At 60.4% G+C, this 23,298-nt stretch carries 15 protein-coding genes and 1 riboswitch; of the genes, 8 read left to right on the top strand and 7 right to left on the bottom strand.

Features of this window, described 5'->3' with window-relative positions; genetic code table 11:
- Nucleotides 1–275: 275 nt before the first annotated feature.
- The 5 genes from dmul_RS16210 to dmul_RS16190 all read right to left on the bottom strand — a co-directional run bounded on the left by dmul_RS16210 (nt 276) and on the right by dmul_RS16190 (nt 5,268).
- Nucleotides 276–983 carry an ABC transporter ATP-binding protein gene (locus tag dmul_RS16210; RefSeq protein ID WP_020877868.1) on the bottom strand — a complete coding sequence of 236 codons (708 nt, stop codon included), beginning with the start codon at nt 981–983 and terminating at the stop codon, nt 276–278.
- Nucleotides 976–1,767, bottom strand: coding sequence for an ABC transporter ATP-binding protein (locus dmul_RS16205; RefSeq protein WP_020877867.1), 792 nt, complete (start codon nt 1,765–1,767; stop codon nt 976–978). The genes dmul_RS16210 and dmul_RS16205 overlap by 8 nt, the downstream gene beginning before the upstream one ends.
- A gap of 25 nt (nt 1,768–1,792) precedes the next feature.
- Nucleotides 1,793–3,001 (bottom strand): ABC transporter permease subunit, encoded by a 1,209-nt coding sequence (locus tag dmul_RS16200; protein WP_020877866.1) that lies wholly within the window; start codon nt 2,999–3,001, stop codon nt 1,793–1,795.
- A 54-nt stretch (nt 3,002–3,055) separates the two neighbouring features.
- Nucleotides 3,056–3,964 carry an ABC transporter permease subunit gene (locus dmul_RS16195; protein ID WP_020877865.1) on the bottom strand — a complete coding sequence of 303 codons (909 nt, stop codon included), beginning with the start codon at nt 3,962–3,964 and terminating at the stop codon, nt 3,056–3,058.
- Between the two features lie 164 nt (nt 3,965–4,128).
- Nucleotides 4,129–5,268: a branched-chain amino acid ABC transporter substrate-binding protein gene (locus tag dmul_RS16190; RefSeq protein WP_020877864.1), complete on the bottom strand. Its 1,140-nt coding sequence runs from the start codon at nt 5,266–5,268 to the stop codon at nt 4,129–4,131.
- A 221-nt stretch (nt 5,269–5,489) separates the two neighbouring features.
- Here dmul_RS16190 and dmul_RS16185 point away from each other — a divergent pair, with 221 nt between their 5' ends.
- Both dmul_RS16185 and dmul_RS16180 read left to right on the top strand, forming a co-directional pair.
- Nucleotides 5,490–11,516: a hypothetical protein gene (locus dmul_RS16185; protein ID WP_020877863.1), complete on the top strand. Its 6,027-nt coding sequence runs from the start codon at nt 5,490–5,492 to the stop codon at nt 11,514–11,516.
- Between the two features lie 368 nt (nt 11,517–11,884).
- Nucleotides 11,885–12,550 (top strand): Crp/Fnr family transcriptional regulator, encoded by a 666-nt coding sequence (locus dmul_RS16180; protein ID WP_020877862.1) that lies wholly within the window; start codon nt 11,885–11,887, stop codon nt 12,548–12,550.
- 43 nt (nt 12,551–12,593) lie between these two features.
- Here dmul_RS16180 and dmul_RS16175 read toward each other — a convergent pair whose 3' ends face one another.
- Nucleotides 12,594–13,100, bottom strand: coding sequence for a MogA/MoaB family molybdenum cofactor biosynthesis protein (locus tag dmul_RS16175; RefSeq protein WP_020877861.1), 507 nt, complete (start codon nt 13,098–13,100; stop codon nt 12,594–12,596).
- Between the two features lie 109 nt (nt 13,101–13,209).
- Nucleotides 13,210–14,052, bottom strand: a complete 843-nt coding sequence (locus dmul_RS16170) for a histidinol-phosphatase (RefSeq protein ID WP_020877860.1) — start codon at nt 14,050–14,052, stop codon at nt 13,210–13,212.
- Nucleotides 14,053–14,485: 433 nt separating this feature from the next.
- Nucleotides 14,486–14,576: riboswitch (cyclic di-GMP riboswitch) on the top strand.
- 73 nt (nt 14,577–14,649) lie between these two features.
- Between dmul_RS16170 and dmul_RS16165 the strand changes: the two genes are divergently transcribed.
- The 6 genes from dmul_RS16165 to rfbF all read left to right on the top strand — a co-directional run bounded on the left by dmul_RS16165 (nt 14,650) and on the right by rfbF (nt 23,294).
- Nucleotides 14,650–16,743, top strand: coding sequence for a malectin domain-containing carbohydrate-binding protein (locus dmul_RS16165; protein WP_020877859.1), 2,094 nt, complete (start codon nt 14,650–14,652; stop codon nt 16,741–16,743).
- A 546-nt stretch (nt 16,744–17,289) separates the two neighbouring features.
- On the top strand, nt 17,290–18,120 hold the full coding sequence (locus dmul_RS16160) for a malectin domain-containing carbohydrate-binding protein (RefSeq protein ID WP_020877858.1): 831 nt from the start codon (nt 17,290–17,292) through the stop codon (nt 18,118–18,120).
- A 531-nt stretch (nt 18,121–18,651) separates the two neighbouring features.
- Nucleotides 18,652–19,188 carry a hypothetical protein gene (locus tag dmul_RS16155; protein ID WP_020877857.1) on the top strand — a complete coding sequence of 179 codons (537 nt, stop codon included), beginning with the start codon at nt 18,652–18,654 and terminating at the stop codon, nt 19,186–19,188.
- A gap of 138 nt (nt 19,189–19,326) precedes the next feature.
- Nucleotides 19,327–20,574 carry a P-loop NTPase family protein gene (locus dmul_RS16150; RefSeq protein WP_040416129.1) on the top strand — a complete coding sequence of 416 codons (1,248 nt, stop codon included), beginning with the start codon at nt 19,327–19,329 and terminating at the stop codon, nt 20,572–20,574.
- 403 nt (nt 20,575–20,977) lie between these two features.
- Nucleotides 20,978–22,390 carry a sugar transferase gene (locus tag dmul_RS16145; protein ID WP_020877855.1) on the top strand — a complete coding sequence of 471 codons (1,413 nt, stop codon included), beginning with the start codon at nt 20,978–20,980 and terminating at the stop codon, nt 22,388–22,390.
- 130 nt (nt 22,391–22,520) lie between these two features.
- On the top strand, nt 22,521–23,294 hold the full coding sequence (gene rfbF, locus dmul_RS16140; protein WP_020877854.1) for a glucose-1-phosphate cytidylyltransferase: 774 nt from the start codon (nt 22,521–22,523) through the stop codon (nt 23,292–23,294).
- The last annotated feature ends 4 nt before the right edge of the window (nt 23,295–23,298 follow it).

Here is a 23,298-nt window from a genome sequence, read left to right as displayed (position 1 = left end):
GGTTAAGTGGTTAAGGTTTTATGGTTTTATGGGCCGAAGGCCCTTAATCACATAATCACATAATCACATAATCACATAATCACATAATCACATAATCACATAATCACATAATCACATAATCACATAATCACATAATCACATAATCACATAATCACATAATCACATAATCACATAATCACATAATCACATAATCACATAATCACATAATCACATAACTCCCCCCCCCTTCAGCCTTCAGTCTTCAGCCTTCAGCCTTCAGTCTTCAGCCTGTTCTCCTATATCCCCAAATACGCCTTCTTGACCTCCGCGTTGGTCAGGAGGGCGGCGGCGTTGTCGGTCAGGGTGATTCGGCCGTTTTCCATGACGTAGCCGCGGTGGGCGATCTGGAGGGCCAGGTTGGCGTTCTGCTCCACCAGGAAGATGGTGGTGTTTTGCTCCTGGTTGATCTTCCGGATGATGTCGAAGATCTGGCGGATCACGAGGGGGGCGAGCCCCAGTGAGGGCTCGTCCAGGAGCAGGAGCCTGGGGCGGGCCATGAGGGCCCGGGAGATGGCCAGCATCTGCTGCTCGCCGCCGCTCAGGGTGCCCCCTGCCTGGTAACGCCGCTGGGCCAGGATGGGAAAGAGCTCGAAGATATGCTCCATGTCCGCTTTGATGCCCGTCTTGTCGTTCCGGAGAAAGGCGCCCATGTCGAGGTTTTCGGCCACGGTGAGGTACGGAAAGATCCGGCGGCCCTCGGGCACCTGGCATATGCCCCGCTGGACGATCTCATCGGGGGTTACGGCGTGGATGGGCTCGCCCATGAAACGAATCTCTCCGGTCCGGGGCGGAACGATGCCCGAGATGGACATGAGGGTCGTGGTCTTGCCCGCGCCGTTGGCGCCGATGAGGGTGATGATCTCTCCCTCGGCGATGTCGAGGCTGACCCCCTTGAGCGCCTGGATGTTGCCGTAGTAGGTTTTGACGTTCGAGAGTTTAAGCATCGATCTCCTCTCCGAGATAGGCCTTGATGACAACGGGATCGCTCTTGATTTCCGCCGGCGTGCCCTGGGCGATTTTGCGGCCGTAGTCCATGACGAAGATCCGGTCGGAAAGGCTCATGACGAGTTTCATGTCGTGCTCGATGAGGAGGAGCGAGATCTTCTCCTCGTCCCGGATCTTGAGGATCAACTCGTCCAGCTCGTTGGTCTCCCGGGGGTTCATGCCGGCCGCGGGCTCGTCCAGGAGGATGAGAAAGGGGGCGGTGGCCATGGCCCGGGCGATCTCGAGACGCCGCTGGGCTCCGTAAGGCAGGTTCTTGGCGAATTCGTTGACGTATCCGGCCAGCCCCATCTTGGTCAGGATCTCATAGCCGACATCCACCGAATCCTGCTCCTCCCGACGGGTGGTCGGAGGACGGAACACCGCGCCGGCGATGCCCGTTCGGGTCCGGCAGTGGCGGCCGATCATGACGTTCTCCAGAACGGTCATGTTCTGAAAAAGCCGGATGTTCTGGAAGGTGCGGGCCATCCCTTTTTCCGTGACGCGGTTGGGCTTGAGGCCGTTGATCCGCTCCTGTTTGCCGCCGCCCGCCGGGGCGATGAGGATATCCCCCGAGGTCGGGGTGTAGATGCCGGTGACGCAGTTGAAAAAGGTGGTCTTGCCGGCGCCGTTGGGGCCGATGAGGGCCACGATCTCTCCCCGTCGTACATCGAGGTCGACATGGTCGAGGGCCCGAAGCCCCCCGAAATCCATGGTCAGCTGCTTGACGTCCAGTATGGTTTCCATGGTGCGATATCGGTTTCCGTGCCCGCTATTCGCGGGCCTTGAATTGGTAGGTCCGCCGGATGCCGCTGATGATGCCCTGGGGCCTGAACACCATCATGATCACCATGATGGCCCCGAACATCAGCATCCGGTAGTCTGAAAAGGCCCTCAGGTATTCCGGCAGAAGAATCAGGATGAAGGCGCCGATGATGACCCCGATGATGGATCCCATGCCCCCCAGAACGACGATGGAGAGGATGATCGCCGATTCGAGGAAGGTGAAGCTGGCCGGGTTGATGAAGGTGGTCTTGGCCGCGAAGATCACGCCCACCATTCCCGCCCAGGTGGCCCCCAGGGCAAAGGCGGTGAGCTTGGTCCGGGTCTTGTCGATCCCCATGGCCTGGCAGGCGATCTCGTCCTCCCGAAGCGCGATCCAGGCCCTGCCGATACGGGAGTTCTGGAGCCGGTTGACGACGAAGATCGTGAAGATCGTCATGGCGATCATCAGGAAATAGATGTAGATGGTGGCGGCCTCCAGAGACATGTCGACGCCGAAGAAGCCCGGCCGCGGGATGTTGGCGATGCCGCTGGGACCGAAGGAGAATTCGTTCCAGTTCTCCAGGATCAGGCGGATGATCTCTCCGAAGCCGAGGGTGACGATGGCCAGGTAGTCGCCCCGAAGCCGGAGTACCGGGAAGCCCAGAAGGATCCCGAAGATCGCCCCCATAAGGGCCCCGATGGGCAGAACGGTCCAGAAGCCGAGGCCGAAGTGGTGGTTCAGGAGGGCGTAGGTATAGGCGCCCACGGCGTAGAAGGCCACGTACCCCAGGTCGAGAAGGCCGGCCAGACCCACGACGATGTTGAGCCCCAGTCCCAGCACGACGTAGATAAGGGCCGTGGTCATGATGTTGACCTGGTAGCTGGAAAAGGCGAAGGGAAATACCATGGCGCCCAGGGCGACCGCGGCGAGGGCCGGAAGGTAGATCCGTCGGTCCTCCATGAGGCGGCGGCTGAAAGACCGGGTCTCGCGTCCTTCCTCGGCCGCCTTTTGTCCCTGCTCCCGTTTCCGCATCAGGTAGCGCCACAGAAAAGAGAGGCCGAAGCTGCCGGCACCCACGGCCGCCATGTTCTCCCACCGCCACTGGATCACGCCCTGGATGGGGTTGACCCGGATGACCATGATGGGAAACGTCAGAAACATGAACCAGACGGCCACGACGATGGATTGTTTGATTTCCTGGAGTTTGTTTGTCATAGGTTATAGTGTGTTGAGTTGGTGCGTTGATCCAGTACCACCGCCCCTTCGGGGCTATACCTTCTGCGATGTGGCGCGTCCCAGGATTCCGGCGGGGCGGAAGATGAGAATCAGCACCAGGAGGGCGAAGGCGAAGACGTCCTCGTAATCGCTTGAAACATAGCCGGTGGCGAAGCTTTCGGTCCATCCCAGGACCAGACCCCCCAGGACGGCGCCGGGGATGCTGCCGATGCCTCCCAGGACCGCGGCGGTAAACGCCTTGATCCCGGCGATGAACCCGACGTAAAAGTTGATCATGCCGATGTGGGAGGCGATCATGACGCCGCCGATGGCCGCCAGGGACGACCCGATGATGAAGGTCGTTGAGATGACGCGGTTGACGTTGACGCCCACCAGCATGGCCATGTTCCGGTCCTGGGCCGTGGCCCGCATGGCCTTGCCCATCCGGGTGAACTTGATGAGCAGGGTGAGCAGGATCATGACCACGGCCGTGGTGACGATGATCATCAACTCGGCGGAGCTGATGATGTGGGAGACGGGCTCCATGAAGCCGAAGGTGGGGATGAGGCTCGGAAAGGGCAGAAAATCCGAGGTCTGGGCCAGGAGCACGTAGTTCTGCAGAAAAATAGACATGCCGATGGCGCTGATGAGGGGGGAGAGGCGCGGGGCGTGGCGAAGGGGTTTGTATGCGACCTTCTCCACCGTGAAGCCGTAGGCCGCCGAATAGATGACGGCCGTAAGGCCCGCCAGAACGAGGATGGCCACCTGGTTCAGCCCCAGAAGGGTCAGGACGTTGGCGATGATCAGGGCGGTGAAGCCGCCGATCATGTAAATTTCCCCGTGGGCGAAATTGATGAGTTCGATGATGCCGTAGACCATGGTGTAGCCCAGCGCGATGAGCGCGTAGATGCTTCCCCGGGTCAGGCCCCCCAGCAAGAGTTCAAAAAAGTATTCCCAGTCCATAACGGAATGCCGCCGTTTCCATCCGACGGGCCATGGGCGCGTCGGAGCGTTGGTGTTGGGTATCGGGAGGGCGGGATGCCCCGCCCTCCCGGCGGATGTCGGTTTTCACGCCGCCGGATATGACCCCGACGGCCGATGGGCGCCATTGCCGGCGCCGCTCCGGATCAATCCAGAGGCACCTCGACGTAGTTTCCGTTCTGAACCTGATACATGGAGAAGCCGATGCCGATGGCGTCGCCCTTTTCATCGAACCGGATGATGCCCAGAGGCGTTGCCACGAACTCGGTCCGAAGGGCCTTCACCACCGCGTCGTAGTCCGTGGTGCCGGCCTTCTCGACGGCGTTCAGGAGGGCCAGGGTAGCGGCGTAGGCATTGAGGAAGAATGCGCCGGGGTCCTCGCCGTTGTATTTCTCCTTGTGGGCGGCCACGGCGGCCTTGGCGATGGGGTTCTTGGAGGTATCCTGGGGGCCGGTGGCATAGACGCCCTCGGCAAACTCGCCGGCAACCTTGATGAAGGTGTCGTCCTTGACGCCGTCATCGGAGATGAAGGGGATGTCTATCTTTTTCTTGCGCATCTGCATGACGATCTTGGAAGCCTCGGGATGATATCCCCCGAAGATCACGCCGTCCGCATCCGAGCGCTTGATCTTCTGGACCACCGCGGAATAGTCCACGGCGCCGGGGGTGATGCCCTCGTAAAGGACGACCTGAGCCTTGCCGCCGGATTCGATGAACTGCCTGGCGAATTCCGCCAGTCCCTTGCCGTAGTCCCCCTTGTCATGGAGCACGGCCAGTTTTTTCAGGTTCAGGACGTTGAGGGCATAGTCGACCTCCAGGCGGGCCTGGGCGTCGTCGGAGGCGATGGTTCGGAAGAAGTTGGGATAATCCCCGCTCTGGGTCAGATCCGGATTGGTGGCGGACGGCGACATGGTGACGATCTTCTTGTCTTTGTAAATGCCCAGAGCCGCCTTGGTGGCCCCGCTGCAGATGTGTCCCATCACGACGTTCGCCCCCTCGGAAACCAGCTTGGTGGCGGTATTGGTGGCGATCTCGGGTTTGCAGACGTCGTCTTCCACCAGGAGTTCCACCTTCCTGCCGTTGATGCCGTTCACGGCGTTGACGTGCTCGACCACCAGTTCGGCCGCCCGAACGGACGGGATGCCGTAGGAGGCGAGATCCCCGCTGTGGGCCCCGCCCACGCCCAGTTTGATGGGCTCCTCGGCCGCGCCCGGGCCGACCCATCCAAAGGCCAGAGTCAGGGAAATCAGAACAATACCCACCCATCTGCTGCGATTATTTTTCATCTTCCGCTCCTTTTTCTGTTATAATTCAAAATAATAAGACGCTTCCGAAGATTCACTTGTAAACGATGCGGGCATGAGCGTCAAGACAATATTTCGAAAGGCATGCGGCGGGTTCAGGCTGAAAATCCCCGAAAACGGGCCGAATAACACCTTAAAACTCTAAAACTCTAAAACTATAAAACTCTAAAACCGAAAGGCTTCTGAAAAAAGGGAGGGGAGACATGAAACGTGTTGTGACGGTTTGGGTCGTGGGGTGGCTGCTGGCGTGGGGGGCGTCTGCGGGGGCGGGGGAGATCGGGTTTGTCGAGACGTTCGCGCTGGCAGAGGAGCGATCCCGGGTGCTGGACCAATTGGTTCCCGGCACCGAGGACTACTATTTCTACCACTGCCTGCACGCCCAGCACACCGGAGACCTCGATGCCGTGCCGCCGCTTCTTGACGCCTGGATCGACCGCCACGGCGTCACCGATCGGGTCCGGGAGATCGAAAACCGCCAGGCCCTGCTGACCTATCCGACCCGGCCTTCGGCGGCCCTGGACCACCTCAAACAGGTATTGGGGCTTCGCTTCGACCACGCCGGGACGTCGACCGAGGCCGGGATCGACCTTCCCGAACGGCTGGATCCGGAGGCCACGGCGATCCCCCGGCTCATCCGGGAGGCCCTGAACCGGCACCCCGGCCTTTCCGGATTCGAGGTGGGCGGGCTGGATCTCCCGGCGGTCGAGGACCTCGATGCGGACCAGCGTCGGGACCTGCTCCACCGAATGGTCTGGCCCGACCGACCCGAGCTGGCCCGTTGGGTTGTGGCCGATCTCCGGCATCCCGGTTCCGGGGGGTTCGGCAGCCACCCGATCCACCGCCGTCTGCTGCCGTCACAACTGGCGGACTGCGCCCGGATGATGCCCGAGCTTCTCGAAAACCGGAACTTCGTCGACACCCGGCTCAGCCGTCTGGCCCCTCCGGAGGGCGCGGACGTCGAAACGCGCCTGGCCGCCCTCGAAGCGATGTGGGCCTTTGCGGCGGATCTGCCGCCGGTCCACAACAGCCTGAAGGTTCACCTGCTGTATCATCTCCTGGACCTTCACCGCCGACAGGGGCGATACGACGCGGCCCGGTTCAGGACCTATCTTCAGTTGCCCCGTTCAGCCGCCTACGTCCGCCCCGCTCTTCTGCGGGATGCGGCGTTCCGGGCGGATTTGCAGGCGGACTTCGGCGCGGTAACCCGAATGCCGCCCCCGGGAAACGACGAGCCTCTGGTGCGGGACTACCTTTACCGCATCTTCCGGGATGCCGGGGACGTCGGTCCCTATGGCCGGTGGCTCGAGGAGGCCTATGTCCGGCGGGTGTTCGCCGAGACCCGGATTCTCGAGGGAGCCCCCGATGCCGCGCGCTGGGCCGCCGTGCTCCCGCCCGATGAGGCGCGTGCCCTTCACGCCCGGGTCGACCTGGCGTTTCCGGCGGACCGCAGGGAGGTGTTTCCCGCCAATGCCCCGGTCTCCCTCGATCTCTGGGTGAAAAACGTTTCCACCCTCACCCTGAGGGTCTTTGTCCTCAACCCGGTCAATTATTACCGGGAATACGACCGGGAACCGGATACGGATATCGACCTCGACGGTTTCCTGCCTGCCCGGGAAGAGATCTTCCATTATGACGCATCGCCTTTCCGGCGGATCCGGCGCACCTTCGATTTTCCCGATCTCCGGGAGCCCGGCGTCTATCTGGTGGAGTTCATCGGCAACGGACGGCGCAGCCGGGCCCTGATCCGCAAGGGGCTGCGGCATGCCGTGGAGCGCGTTGTCCCGGAGGGCCACGCCTTCACGATCCTGGACGAGGAGAACCGCCCCTGTCCCAGTGCTCGCGTCTGGGTGGCCGGCCATGAATTTCCGGCCGACGCCGAGGGTGTCGTTACGGTCCCCTTTACCACCCGGCCCGCCCCGAAGACGATGATCATCGACGACGGCGGCGCGGCCGCCCTTGTGCGGTTCAATCACCTGGCGGCGGACTATCGCCTGACCGCAGGGTTTCACGTACCGGCGTCGTCGCTTCAGGCCGGCCGCACGGCCCGGATGGCGATCCGGCCCCTGCTGACCCTGAACGGGCATCCCGCGCCCCTCTCCGGCCTGACGTCGCTCCGGCTGACCCTGGAGGCCGCCGATGCCGCCGGCGTCACCCTTCGGCGTACGGTGACGGATCTGGAAGCGTCTGAAACCCGGGAGGCCCATGTGGACTTCACGGTGCCGGAAAACCTGGCCGCGCTTCGATGCATCCTGACGGGTCGGGTCGAAGGCCCCGACCGGGAAGATGCCGTCGCCCTCGAGACCGAGGCCCGACTGGCGGTCAACGGCATCGACGCCGGCCCGGAGATCGAGGACCTGTTTCTGCGCCGGGCCGCCGAGGGTTTCTTTCTGGCGGTCCTGGGGAAAAACGGAGAGGCCGTGGCCGGCCGCGCCGTGTCGATGTCGCTCAAACACGCGCTTTTCCGGGACCCCGTCGCGGTGAACCTCAGGACCGACGCCCAGGGCCGGATCGCCCTCGGCAGACTGCCCGGGATCGCGTGGGTCGAAGCCCGAAGGCCCCGGGGGCCCGCGCGGCGCTTTTCCCTGTCGCCGCCGCGGATCGACGCGCCCGGGGTGGCCCATGGCACGTCCGGCGAGGTCATCGGGATCCCCCGGGTGTCGTCCGAAGGCGGATCGGTCTATGTCCGGCCGTGGCTGCTGTTTGAAACCCGGGGGGACGTCTGGGTCGCAGACCGGTCCGACGCAATCCGGTCCGAGGGCGGCAGGCTCACGGTTCACGGGCTTCCGGCCGGGGATTACGATTTGATCCTCAAGCCCCGGGGGGACGCCGTTCGGATCCGGATCGGCGACCGACGGGCACCGGGGGGGCTCATCCTCTCCCGTCACCGGATCCTGTCGTCCGGCGGCAAGGCAGACCTGGCCGTCGACCCTCCCACGGCCGACAACGCGGCTGTTTACGTGACGCTGCGGAACGCTTCGCCCTCGGCCCGCCTCCATCTCCTGGCGACCCGTTTCGTTCCCGTCTTCCACCCCTTTGAGGATCTGGCCCTCGGCGGACTCCCCGATCCCGGCCTGACGACGGTCCCGACGCCGGCATCCCGGTATGCCGCGGGAGAGGTTCTCGGAGACGAGTACCGGTACATCCTGGATCGGCGCCGCGCCCGGAAATTCCCCGGCAACATGCTCGAACGCCCCCGGCTGCTCCTGAACCCCTGGGACATGGGGCCGACGGAGACCCCGGAACCGCGGTTTCGGGAGATGGCGGAACAGGGCCCCGCACCCGTCTCGGCCGAGGCTCTGATGTCCAGGGCGGCCCCGGCCCCGGCAACAAGCCCGGCGCCGCGGACCAGCCCCTCAGGATACGATTTTCTCGCCGAACCGGCTCTGCTGCTGCTGAATCTCCGGCCCGACGGCGAGGGACGGGTCGTCATTCCGAGGGCGACCATCGGCAGCCGCGTGCATCTTCAATTCATCGCCGTCGACGGCGTCGATACGATATGGCGGGAGATGTCCCTTCCCGACGCATCGGCGGACCGGACGGACCGTCGAATGGTCCGGCGGCACGACCCTGATGCGCACGTGGTCGAAAGCCGACGGATTGTCGAGGTCCTTCCGGGCGATCCCTTGCCCCGGGCCGATTCCCCCGGGCCGACGGCCGTCTATAAAACGATCTCGGACGTTTTCGAATGGATGGCGGCTTTTACCGGCGACAAGGCCCTTCCGGAATTCCGCTTTGTTTCCGAATGGCACGAGATGACCCCGGAGGAGAAGCAGGAGGCCTATTCGGACCATGCCTGCCACGAACTCCATTTCTTCCTCTACCACAAGGACCGGCCCTTTTTCGACACGGTGATCCAACCCCATCTCCGCCAGAAGCGGGAGAAAACCTTCCTCGACCAGTGGCTGCTCGGGGAGGACCTCGACGCCTGGTCGGCCCCCGACCGGTTTTCCCGGCTCAACATCCTCGAGCGGATCCTGCTGCTGCGGCGGGCCTCGGGACCGGACGGCCGCGATCAGGCCGGTCAGTACGTTAGGGACCTGGTGGCGGCGCTTCCCCGGGATCCGGAGCGGTTCAACCGGCTTTTCGATGCGGCGCTCAACGGGGTGACGTCCACGCCCTCGCCGACCCCGGAGACGAAGGCGACCGAAGATGCGGCGGCAGCGTTTTCCGGTCGGGGGGCCATGGCGCTCTCGCGCCTTGCCGGAAAGAAAGCCCCGGCCCCCGACGAATCGTTCCACAGGCCCCTGGATCTGACCCGGGAGTGGGGGGAGAGCCGTTATTATCGCCTGCCCTCGCCGGCGGAGCCCGACCGGATTTCAGCCAATACCTTCTGGCGCCGATATGCCGAAAGCGACCCCGGCGCCCCGTTCTGTTCCGGTCATTTCATCCTCGCCGTCGGCAATTTCACCGAAATGATGACGGCCCTCTCGGTCTTGGATCTGCCATTCGCCGCCGAAGCCGAAGGCCGAGGGATCGTCTTTCGGCGGGAGGTGCTTCCGGCCCCGCCGGCCGAAGACGGGATTCCCGTCATGGTGAGCCGGCATTTTTTCCGGCGGGACGAACCCGTTGAGGCGGCGGACGGCGAGCCCGCGGAGCGCTTTGTCCGGGATGAATTTCAGGTGCGCGCGGTTTACGGGTCCCGGGTGATCGTGAGCAATCCCGCTCCAGCCCGGCGGGATTTGAAGGTGCGCATGGAGATCCCCGAAGGGGCGCTTCCGGTTCTGGGCGGATTTTTCACCCGGGAGGTCCCGGTGACCCTCGACCCCTACGGTACGACCACCTTTGAACATTACTTCTATTTCCCCGAGACGGGCCGGTTCGGCATCTATCCGGTCCAGGTGACCGAGGAGGACCGCTTCGTCGCCGGGGGACCCCGGGCGGTCTTCAACGTAACCGACGCCCTCCCTCGCCTGGATACCGAATCGTGGCAGGGCGTTTCCCAAAACGGAACGGATGCGGCGGTGATCGAATATCTGCGGACCCACAACCTGAACCGGCTCGATCTGTCGGCCGTCGCCTTCCGCATGCGGGACAGGGACTTCTTTCGGCGGGTGATCGGGCTCCTGAGGGATCGGTACGCCTACAACCCCGTTCTCTGGTCCTACGGGATCCATCACGACGATCCGGAGACCATCCGGGAATACCTGGCGGCCTCTCCCCTGGCGGACCAGTGCGGCGCGTCGATTCAAAGCCCCCTGTTGACCCTCGATCCGACGATCCGGGGTACGTATCAATATCTCGAGTACGCCCCCCTGGTGAACCCCCGGGTTCATCCTGCGGGGGCTGGGCCCGCCATATCCAACCCGGTCTTCTTGCGGCAGTACCGGCGATTTCTGTGGACGCTGTCCTATCAGCCCCGCCTCACCCCCGACGACCGCCTGGCCGCTGCGGCCTACCTTCTGGCTCAGGACCGCACGGCCGAGGCCCTCCGCCTCTTCGAAGGGGTGGGGCCTGATGCGGTGGCCGCCCGGATGCAGCGGGACTATCTCGACGCCTACCTGGACGTCTTCAGGGGGCGTCTCGACCGCGCCCGAGAGACGGCGGAGCCGTACCGGGACTATCCTGTCCGCCAATGGCGGCGCCGCTTTGAGCGCCTCATCGCCGGGACGGGCGCCGAGGATGAACGGGTCGATTCCGCGGGCGTTTCAGCCGATGCAGCCCCCGCGCTCGATGTCGACGTCGTTTCCGGGATCGTTCAACTGGATTATCGGCACCTGACCGCATGCACCGTCAGCGTCTATCCCATGGACGTCGAATTTCTGTTTTCCCAGAACCCGTTTTTCCGATCCCGGGAGACGCGGCTCGGGATCACGCGCCCCGTCCTGGCCGAGACCATCGTCCTTCCGGAAGGCGAAACCCGCCATCGCTTCCCCCTGCCCCGGCATCTCGCGCATCGCGATCTCATGGTGGAGGCGGCGGCCCGGGGCCTCAAAAAGGTCCGCGCGGTCTACGGCGGGACCCTGAGCGTCCGGTTGACGGAGCACTCGGGCCGGCTGGACGCATCGAACGCCGCCGGCCGGCCCCTGGTGGGTGCCTATGTCAAGGTTTACGCCCGGATGCCTGACGGGACGGTTCAATTCTATAAGGATGGGTACACCGACCACCACGGCCGGTTCGACTACGCCGCCCTGAGCACGGATGCCCCGGGCCGCGTTGAAAGATTCGCGATGCTGGTGTTGAGCGAAACCCACGGCGCGGCGGTGCGGGAGGTCGATCCTCCCGGGCGTTGATCCTCCGTGTGGTCGATTCGGTAAAATCCTTTCGGCAAAATGAGGAATATTAACCTTGTTATTAATATGTTAAGTTTTTCAGGAGGGTTGGGACCCCATTTTTTTTCGCGGCATTCTTGACATTGTGCGGTGGGGATGGTAAGCAATGGGGTATAATATTATTTATATCGTTATGGGCCTTCCAACCGGATGCATCGCCGCGCGGCAACTCGAGACGTTCCGGCGGGCGGATGGGGATCATGGGTTGGGAATGTCGCGGCATGCGGCGGCGTCAGCAGCATTCGCCGCAGGGACACGGGAATCACGGATAACGGCATTCTGGAATCAGTGCCGTCCGTGGTCTTCCCACAGAACCATGGACGGCGGATATGACCGAAACGACGGAAATCATCGAACTGCTCAAGAAGGTCCCCCTGTTTGAAAGCCTGAGTGACAAGGAGCTCGAGGCGGTCGGCCGGGTGGTCAAGATCAAGTCCTATCCCAAGAACACGATCCTTTTCAGCGAGGGGGACGAATCCGATTCCTTCTACGTGATCTGCGAAGGGCGCGTCAACGTCGGCATCAACGACGAAGACGGAAAGGAGATCATCCTCTCCCGGCTTGGGCCCAACGAGTATTTCGGCGAGATGGCTCTCATGGACGGCGAGCCCCGCTCGGCCTTTGTCATGACCCGGGACCCCTGCAAGCTCATGATCATCGCCAAGAGCGATTTCAAGAAGCTCCTGTCGTCGGACGTCATGCTCAATCTCCTGATGGAACTCCAGCGGCGGCTTCGGGAAGCCAACAAGAAGATCGAGAGCCTTGCGCTGATGGATGTTTACGGTCGCGTGGCCCGGCTGTTGATTCAACTGGCCGGCACCTCGGAGCCCGGCGTTCAGATCAGGGAAAAACTCACCCACCAGGAAATCGCCAGCATGGTGGGCGCCTCCCGGGAGATGGTCAGCCGGGTGATCAAGGACCTCACCAGCGACGGCTACATCTCCATCCGTCGAAAACGGATCACCATCCACAAGAGCCTGCCCTACAGCTGGTAGAACGGCGTCGTTCCGGCTTCAGGACGTCATGGGCGGCGTCGGCTCATCCCGTTCGGATGTGCTTGACGAGGTGCCCGAGTTCGGGAAAGACGAGGCGGTCGCAGGCAAGCCGGCAGGCCTTGATGCTGCCCGGCATGCAGAACACGGCCGTCCGGCCGATGATCCCGGCCGATGCCCTGGAGATCAGGGCCGCGGCCCCGATGTCGGCGTAGCTGAGCTGTGCGAAAAGCGCTCCGAAGGCGGTCAATTCCTTCCGGAAGAGGGGGTGGACCGCTTCGATGGTCACGTCCGCGGGGTCGGCGCCGGTACCGCCGTTCATGAGAACGGCGTCGGGATCGTGTTCGTCCAGGAGGCTGAGCAGTGTTTCCCGAATGACGGCGGCGTCGTCGGGCAGCACCCGGTGAAAGAGGATCTCGTGCCCCTTTTCCCGGGACGCCGCCGCCATCCAGTTGCCGCTTTCATCCTCGGCCGGCCCGCGGGTCGTCGAGAGGGTGACGATGCCCAGTCGAACCCTTTTCAATGCCCCTTTTTTGTGTTCCTCAACCCCCATTCGAACTCCTTTCTCTGGTCGGGCGGCGACGTGTTCGCGACACCCGGGTCGAAATTGTCATGCCGTACTGCGGACGGTCCCCCTGAGAGCCGTTGTTTTCCGCCGCCCGTCAGGGCACCTTCGGGGACGGCATCCGCCACGCCGTATCGAATCCAGCCGCCCGGAGAGCGGCCATGCCCTCATCGATGTTCAAACCGACGTCGTCGACGCCGTGGGCGTCGTCCCCCGGCACCACGGCGATGCCCATGCGCCGGGCTTCCCGGAGGATGGACGCCGAGACGTAAGGCTCCGTCATGCCCTTTGCAAGGGCACGGACGTTGTAGTCGAGGATCATGTTTTCCTCCCGGATCAGGGCCAGATTCCGACGAATCCGGTCCCGGATTTCCGGATTTTCGAGCCGGTCGCGGTATGCCGGATCGAAGATGCGGATCAGGTCGAAGTGGCCCACCACCTCGGGCTTCAGAACGCAAAGCATTTCGTACTGCCGGTCGAAGTAGTCGCGGTAGAGGCCGTCGATGCCGCCGGAGATCGCGGCGCTTTGTCGATACTGATCCGCCGTTGCGTCGATGGGGATGTCGTTGACATGGTGGACCGACCCTACGACATAATCCGGACGGAAGGTCCGGCGCAGGGCCGCGGCAAATACCGGTGCGCCCGTGTAGGCCTCGGTCTCGAAAGCCACCAGGATGCGGGCCGTTCCGGCGTATTTCTGCTGCAGGTGCCGGGCGGCGGCCATGTAGCGGGCAAAGCGGTCGTAAAGTTTTACGGCGTCGAACCCGGCGGCGATCTCGTCGGGATAGCGGAAGCGGTTGTCCGGCGGCGGCATGTGCTCCGTGAGGCCGAACCAGGCGAACCCTCGGTCGATGTAGGCGAGAACCACCGCTTCCAGGGTGTTCTTTGCATGGCAACAGAATTCCCCGCTGTGCCCCCCATGGACGGAAACCCGCATCATCTCAGCTCCTCCCCGCCGTTTCCGGCATTCCGAACACCCACCCTCACCATCCTGAACCCCCACTGAATTCAATAAACCTTAAAACCTTAACACCCTAAAACCTTATTCCCCCATCCTTGTCAACCCCAACCCTTCCAGTGACCGTCCCGGACCGGGATTATGCCCTCCCCAAAAGCGATTTTTTCACCCTGATGGAGAGGCTTGCGAAATAATCCACATTTATGGGTTTCAATAGTCGATTGAATGGCGGGCGCCTCCAGGGGTATAGAGTCCGGTAAACGACGGCGATCGCCAACAGACCCGCCCAAGTCACGGCGGCATTTTGAAAAAACCCGAATCACCAAGGAGGTCAATATAAGATCCTGATTTCGACACCGCTTCAGCCCTTCCCGGACGTTTTGCAGCGACACCGTCGTCCCGGGATGCACAACAAACACGAAAAAGGCAAACCATCCGAAAGGGTGGGACGCAAAGCCACTGGCCTAAACCCCGAATCATCGGGATATGGTAGCAGGGTTGCCGGTTTGATAAAGCCCGCCTACGGCTTCATCTCCGCTGTAACCTTGCGACATCTACAGAATCAAAGGAGATGTTGCGATGAAATACTTTGTTTTTACTGCCCCTTCACACCCTAAAGTCTTATCCGCGGGCTGCTTTGCCCTCGGTATTCTGATCAGTTTTTTCATGTTGACCCAGGTCGCCCATGCGGGAAACGTCGTGCTGGCCTGGGATCCGCCCGCCAATACCCAGGCGGCGGGTTACAGGATCCATTACGGCACCGGAAGCGGCGATTACCGCCAGACCCTCAACGTCGGGAATACCCTCAGCTGCAGCATATCCGGACTCGAGGAACAAAAGACCTATTATTTTGCCGCCACCGCCTATGACGGATCCGGCCTTGAAAGCGGCTACTCCAATGAGGTCCAGCATCGGATTCCCGTATCCGACACCGACGGCGACGGCGTGTCGGACACGGACGAACTCGAGATCTACGGGACGGATCCCGACAACGCCGACACGGACGGTGACGGGGTGAGCGACGGCGATGAGATCCATGTCAACGGTACGGACCCCACTCGCGTCGATGTCGTCGGAGATCCCAACGGCGACTGGGTTGCCGAGCCGATTTACCGCATCAACGCCGGCGGTACGGCGATTACGGCCGACGGCCTGACCTGGGACGCGGATTGCTTTTACGGCGGTGCGAGCAACACCTATGTCAAGGCAAAGTCCATCGCATCCACCGCCCCGGAGGCCCTGTACCAGAGCGAACGATTCGGCAAGCGGTTCAGCTACAGCCTGCCGGCGACGCCGGGGGTCTATTCGGTGAGACTCCATTTTGCCGAGATCTATTTCTCCTCGGCCGGCAAACGGATTTTCGACGTCGACGTGGAGAACGCCCAGGCACGATTGGTTCAACTGGACATTTTCTCGACGGTCGGCGCCGACCGTGCTTGCGTCAAATCGATAAACGACATCCACGTCAGTGACGGCAGCCTGGATATCGCCTTTGAAGCGCTGGCCGACAATGCCAAGATCGCCGCCATCGAGGTATTCAAGATAGTTCCCGTTGTCACGGATACCGACGGCGACGGCCTTACCGACAGTGACGAAACCCATATTTACGGCACCAACCCCGAGAACCCCGACACCGACGGCGACGGGGTGAGCGACGGGGACGAGGTTCACCTCTACGGTACGGATCCCAGAACAGATGAATCGGCGGGTGAAGATCAAAGCCCGGCAGGCGAAGCTCTTTACCGCATCAATGCCGGCGGACCTGCCGTAACGACCGATGGGTTGGTCTGGGAAGCCGACCGGTTTTTCAACGGTGCCACGAAGGTCTATCGGAATACGACCGCCATCGGGGCAACCCAGGCTGACGCGGTGTATCAGAGTGAGCGGTACGGCAGCCGATTCAGCTACAATTTCCCGGTGGCGGCCGGCACCTACACGGTGAGACTCCATTTTGCCGAGATCTACTTCTCGTCAGCCGGCAAACGGATTTTCGACGTCTCCGTGGAAGACGCTCAAGCCGGTTCGTTTCAGATGGATATTGTTTCAGCGGCCGGACCCGACTGCGCCCTCGTCAGGACCATCGCGGACGTTAATGTCACCGACGGCAGCCTCGACATCGATTTTGCGGCCCTGGCCGACAACGCCAAGATCTCCGCCATCGAAATCCTCTCATCCGAAAACGCGGCGGATATTCCGGTCAACACGGTGGTTCACCGCATCAACACCGGCGGCAAGGCCGTGACCCTCGACGGTGCGGACTGGGAGGCCGACCGGTATTACAGCGGTTCCACCGGCACCTATGCCCGGACCCAAACCATCGCGGGGACCACAGCTGATGGCCTGTATCAGAGCGAACGGTACGGGAAGCGGTTCAGCTACATTATCCCGGTCGACCCCGGCACCTATACCGTCAATCTCCATTTTGCCGAGATCTATTTTTCATCGGTCGGGAAGCGTGTATTCAATATCGACCTGGAAGACGGCCAGGGCCGGATCGACGGTCTCGATATCGTCTCGGCGGCGGGTCCCAACGCCGCTTTCGTCAAAACGATCGAGAATATCCAGGTCGTCGACGGCAGCCTCGACATCGATTTCGAGGCCCTTGTCGACAATGGAAAGGTATCGGCGATCGAGGTGATCATGACCGGCTTTGACGGCACTGCCAGATTGTAACGCGGCGCGGATTTCGAAAAAACGCTCGCTTCCGCGGCGGATGGGGAGATGTCGGCCGCCGTCGCCTTCCGGCACCGGCCTGTGAAAGTCGAAAGTTGAGAAACGAACCTGAACCGTTTTCAGGGTTAAAAAGCCAAGCATTTGAATTTTTTGTAGTTCATTCGCTTGGCTTTTGTATTTCACCCTTAGAATTGCGTGAATGGTAATAGTTAACAGAAAAAGAAGCGTGAAACCTATAACGTGCTATCGTACCTGTGAGTGTGATTCGAATTAACAGATTGGAATCACGTTAAATATACACGTTTTAGGAAATTGTAGAGAATTTTCTCGATCAAAGGTTCCTGGAGCGCCCGAGTTCCTTAATAATCACAGAAACGGTGTTGTCGTCGCCGTATCGAATTTTTGGGAAACCGTTCGAAAATTTGATTGGATCTGTGTCTACTTCGAATATAGAATCAGAAATTGCAGGCAGTTAGATACCGAAATCGAAACAGGAGTACATCATCCAATAGACTGCCTTAAGGTTGAGTTTCAGGAGAAATGTCGATGAGAAATTTTTATGAGTGGATTGTAACGGATTTGAGAAAGGTGTTTTCCCGCAGTGTGTGTGCCGGGCTTTTGATCGCGATGGGATGCGTTTGGGGTGCGGGTTCGGTGCATGCCGGCGATATAACCCTTGGCTGGACGGCGAACACGAGCCCTTATCTGAAAGGTTACAAAATATATTACGGTACGTCCAAGACCAGTTATGCCTCTAACATCAGTGTGGCCAAGACCACCAGCTGCACCCTTTCAGGGCTGAAGGAGGGTGTCTATTATTATTTTGCAGCCACCGTGCTGACCACGGACGGGAAAGAAAGCGGGTTTTCAAATCAGGTGGCCGCCTACATTCCCGTTTCCGGCGGCACCGCCTCATCGGACGTGGTCCACCGGATCAATGCCGGCGGCCCTGCCGTGACCGCCGGCGGCGTCGATTGGGACGGCGATCGCTATTACAGCGGATCGACAAAGACGTATCGGAACGCCGCGTCCATCGCCGGTACGACCGCCGACCTTCTCTATCAGACCGAGCGATTCGGGAAAACCTTCGGGTACAGCCTGCCGGTGAGCTCGGGCGTCTATACGGTGAAACTGCATTTTGCCGAGATCTATTTTTCCTCGGTGAACTCCCGGGTTTTTGATCTCGAGGTGGAAAACCGTCAGTTTGCACTGGATAATTTTGACATCGTTCGGGAGGTGGGGTCGAAAACCGCCGTGGTCAAAACCATCAACAACGTCCGGGTCGTCGACGGCAGCCTTGACATCGACTTCGGCGCTGCGATTGACAACGGGAAGATATCGGCCATTGAAGTGATCCTCGTTTCAGCCAATATCTGAGCACGACAACCCCATCCCCCCGTCATTTATCCCGTCGCCTTTCGATTCCTCCGGTTTGCCGAGGGATCGGAAGGCGCGATCCCTCCGTTCGGACCCTTTTCCATTTCCCGCCGACAGGCCGTCAAGGTCGTGACGTTTTTTGTCATCCTTGACCAAAAAAAGCGAAAAGAGCTCTTTTTAAAAGGGCATAACAAATCGTATTCACCTGGAAAAAATCACGTCATTTTGTGGTGTTAACGATCAAATCGGAGGCCCCGGCACAGCATTTGAGTCCTTGGTATCGATTTTGCTTGTAAATAATTTTATCCGGCGGAGCATCCTGAGCTGCCGGGTTGACGGCGGCAGCGGCATTTCATAACATGTCAATAAACCGGAGACTTTGGTGTCCGTCGTTATCGATCGACAGGGATTTCCGGTCGCCGCGTTATGAATAGACAAAACTCGACACTTGACAATGGATAGTTATTATAGTCTCATTTAACTTTTATATTTAGGCACGACTATGGATTGTCACGGTGTGCTGGAGGAGTCATGAAGCGGATTTGTCGGGTCTGGGTGATGTCGTTTCTGGTTTTGACCTTCACGATCAAGGCGGTTGCAGACAATGGTGATGATCCGGGTGTGATGCCGGAAAACCCTGCCGTCTTCACGGCGTCGCTGGGTTGGGATGATGGATCGAGCCTCGACGACACGACGGTCTTGGAGGCTTTCACCGGAAATCCCGTTGAAGAGAGGGTCCATGACGGCATCGGGGACCGCTACCGTCTCGCGACTTACGGCATCAATCCCCTGGAGTTCAAGGTGTTCGATTTTGACAATGAAGACGCCTTCCAGGGCGAACAAGACGGGTTCGAAGCCTCGTCCGGCCTTCAGGGCGGTCCGATCGGCAGGGAGACGGCATCCCGGTCGACCGCGGGCGGATCGCACCGGAATGACTGGATCTGGACCTATGCAACCGATCCCGACGTCGGCGAAAACGTCGGACTCGGTCCACGTGCCCTGGCGATTCTGGGCCTGGGGCTTATCGGATGCTTTGCAATCGTACGGCGGAGATTGATGAATTGGTGACGTTCGCGTCATGCCGCTATCAGCGGTTCTGCAGAACCGCCGGGACAGGGCAGGACAATGTGTCGCTTGAGGTGTGGTTCCGGGCGGGATGACCCAAGAACCGGAACCTGATCCCATTGCGAATCCAGAAGAGACGCTATGGAAATTCAGATCGCTGCGGTCATGGCCGCGGTGTCTGTTTGCGGGAATCGATATCGCCGCCGAGGGGGATCGACTATGAAATGGAAGCATACGGCGAACGGCATTCGATGGGTAAGGGGACGCGTTGCCGAGGGCCTGCGCAGGATCGGCGTCATCGATCGCGGCGATGCGGCTTTTGGGAAATCGCGTTTTCACGGGTCGGTGCCGGTCGAACCCCAAACTCTGCGGGAAGAGCGGGAACGCAGTGCCGCAGTGGAAGGCCCCGTCGCCGATGTGGTGCGGGACGCCGCGATTTTTCGGGAACCGAAAGAAGCGAAAATCCTCCGGATCCCCGACGGCCAAAAGTCGCTTTCCCACCGTGCCGAGGAGGGAGCGGATACCGAAACGATCGGCGGGCGTGAAACAACCGCCGGTGATGCACAGCGTCTGAGCGAAGCCCCATCGACGGCGGCGCCGCCGGAAGAAAAGCGGCCGCCGAAAAAGCAGGCGTCTTTGGAAAAGTTGGAAAAGAAAGATGTGTCGGAAAAGAAAGATCCCTTGACAAAGAGCGTTTCGCCGACGGAGAAAGACCCTCCCGCGGCCGCGAACGATATCTCTTCCGAAGCGTTTCGGCCGGAGAAATCGCCGGATCCCGACGGCGTTCCAGCCGCGTCCGGCGAGACGGCGATACGCCCCAAACTGGTGATGATGTTGCGCTCGGATACCATCGAGGCGGAATGTTTCAAACTGTTCCGGAGCCTGCTTTCCCTGGCCGGTTCAGCCCCGTCGCCGAGATCCATATTGTGCGCCGGAGTCGCTCCGGGACAGGTCATGATGGTGGATTGCGATCTGAGCAAGCCGGATCTGAAAAACCTCATGGGGGCAGGCAGCCTGACCGATATCTGGGAGCACTCTTCCGGGGATGCTCCAAGCGCGTCGATGCCCACTGAGGCCCATGATCGTGCCCGTCCCCATCGGGCATGGTTGTCGCGATCACGGCAGCCTGGACAGACCCTGGATGAATTGGCCGCGCCTTACGATGAACGAACGGTGCTCTACGATTCTCCGCCCCCGGCAGCGGCAAACCGGGCCGGCTATGGGGACGGCGCCCTGATGGTCCTGGACTACGGCATCCTTCCCCACGAGCGCGTCAGGAGCCTTCTGGACCGGATCGGGCGCGATCGGATCCTGGGATGTGTTCGAAGCCGGCAGACCCGGAAAGAACTGTATCTCGGCAATCAACGGGCGGCATCCATGATGCCGTAACCGCTCCGGATTCGCCGGGATATCGGCGTAGGTGTCAAAACGGTTCCCGAAGGGCGGCGACGCGGGGCTTGGATGCGGTTGCGGATATCGCTGTCAGGTGAAACGAAAAAGCTTTAAATAAAACAAGTTATGGGTGGCCTCGGGTCGTAACCGACTGTGCGGAGCTATTTCTTGTTGAAATATTATGGATTTTGGCGCATAAGATATGGGGCGGTACCTGTTTTCATGTCGATAAATGCATCTTCAACTTTCGGTGTTGACTGAAGGCTGAAAGCTAAGGGGGTGCGCTTGTGACGAACGGAGCGCTTATCTTCCTTCAGTCTTCAGCCTTCAGTCTTTAATCCGGTCACCCTGACGAAAGCCGAAAGTTGCGTAAACTACTTGATCGAAAAGGCCCAGTGAAATGTTTGAGGAGAAATCCAAACAATTCGACCGAACCCTGTTGATATTCGACATCATTTCGACGATCATCGCTTTCACGACGGCATATTATCTGCGGTTCGAGGTGTTCACGGACGGGTCGTCGGACGCGTTGATCCACTTTTCGCTGCTGCCGATGATTCTGGCGTTGATGCTCTTTCATCTCTCCTATTTCAGCGCCTACTGCTCACCGAGGCGAATGACGGCGGCAAAATTGCTGTGGTCGGTTTTTATCAGCGTTTCGGCGACGATAACGGCTCTGATCGGCATCATCTTTATCATGAAAATCGAGTATGTCAGCCGCCTGGTCGTGATCATTTTCATGGGACTCGTTTTTGTATTGCTCATCGTAAACCGCCTCGTTATCGTCGCCTATTTCCGCGGAAGCCTGAAGCGCGGCGAAAATTATCAAAAGGTGCTGATCATCGGGACCGGACCTCGAGCGGCCCAGCTGTCCCGGCTGCTGCAGGAAAAATCGGAGTGGGGCATCGACATCGTCGGATATCTCGATCCCCGTCCGGACTGGGACGGGGCCGAGGTGCAGGGTGGACCGCTGTTGGGCACGATAGAGGATATCAGCGCCGTTCTGAAGCGGTTTGTCGTCGACGAGGTCATCCTGGCCGTTCCCCGAACCTTGATAGGGGATGCCGAATCCATCGCCCATGCCTGCGAGGAAGAGGGCATCAAACTCAGGATCATGGCCGATCTGTACGACCTCGAGGTGGCCCGCGTGAGCCTCATGAAGCTCGACAACATTCCCCTCCTGACCCTTGAGCCCGTTGCCCTGGACGAGTATAAACTGGCGTTGAAACGATTGATCGACGTCTTCCTTGTCGTTCTGTCGCTGCCGGTGATCCTGCCCCTTATGGGATGCATCGCCCTGGCGATCAAATTCGACTCTCCCGGACCGGTGTTTTTCATCCAGGAGCGGATTGGTCTCAAAAAACGGCGTTTCAACATGATCAAGTTCCGTTCCATGTATGTGGGCAGTGAAGAAAAACTAAAGGAATTGGAACACTTGAACGAAGCTGAAGGGCCTATATTCAAGATCGCCGATGATCCGCGGGTGACCCCTGTCGGCCGCTTCATCCGCCGAACGAGCCTGGATGAACTGCCCCAGCTCTTCAACGTCCTGGCCGGAAGCATGAGCCTGGTGGGACCGAGACCCATGTCCGTAAGGGATGTCGACCTCTTCGACCGCGGCATTCAACGCAAGCGATTCAGTGTGAAGCCGGGCCTCACCTGTCTGTGGCAAATCAGCGGACGCAGTGAGCTGCCGTTTTCCAAGTGGCTCGAACTCGATCTCTATTACATCGAGAGATGGTCCCTGTTTCTGGATTTGAAGATTCTGATCAAAACCATACCCGTCGTTCTCCGCGGCAACGGTGCGATGTGAGAATGGCAAGGGCGGGCGATTCCCGCTGTCGACAGGTGAAAGATCGTGCGGCCGTTCCGACGGCCGCATGATGTGCGCAGTCAAGGACTTCACGGACCCTAACAGAAAGAGAACGGACAGAGGATCTTACATGAAAGTCGTCATTCTGGCCGGCGGCTTCGGAACCCGTCTTTCCGAAGAAACCGGCGTCAAACCCAAGCCTATGGTGGAGATCGGGGATAAACCCATTCTCTGGCACATCATGAAAATCTATTCCTTCTACGGCATCGATGAATTCATCATCTGCCTCGGTTACAAGGGGTTGTGCATCAAGGAGTATTTTGCCAACTATTTTCTCCATTCCTCCGATGTCACCTTTGACATGTCCCAGAACCGCATGCATGTTCACAGGACCGCGGCCGAGCCCTGGCAGGTCACGCTGGTGGACACGGGCGAGAACACCATGACGGGCGGTCGGCTCAGGCGCGTGAAGGACTATATCGGCGACGAGACCTTCTGTTTCACCTACGGCGACGGGCTGACCGACCTGGATATCCGCGCTTTGATCGCATTCCACAAGTCCCGCAAGACGCTGGCCACCCTGACCGCGGTTCAGCCGCCGGGCCGATTCGGGGCCTTCAAGCTGAGCCATGGACAGGACCGGATCGCGGCGTTTCGCGAAAAACCCCAGGGAGACGGCGCCTGGGTGAACGGCGGCTTTTTTGTGCTGGAGCCCGGGGCTGTAGAGTATATCGAGGGAGACGACACCGTCTGGGAGCGGCAGCCCATGGAAAGGCTGGCCGAGAACGGCGAGCTGACCGCCTTTCGCCACAAGGGATTCTGGCAGCCGATGGATACCCTGCGGGACAAGATGGTCCTGGAGGAAATGTGGACTTCCGGCCGTGCGCCGTGGAAGGTATGGTGACGCC

It is taken from the genome of Desulfococcus multivorans, assembly GCF_001854245.1.
GTDB classification, from domain to species: domain Bacteria; phylum Desulfobacterota; class Desulfobacteria; order Desulfobacterales; family Desulfococcaceae; genus Desulfococcus; species Desulfococcus multivorans.
This window is presented reverse-complemented; position numbering and strand designations above follow the sequence as displayed.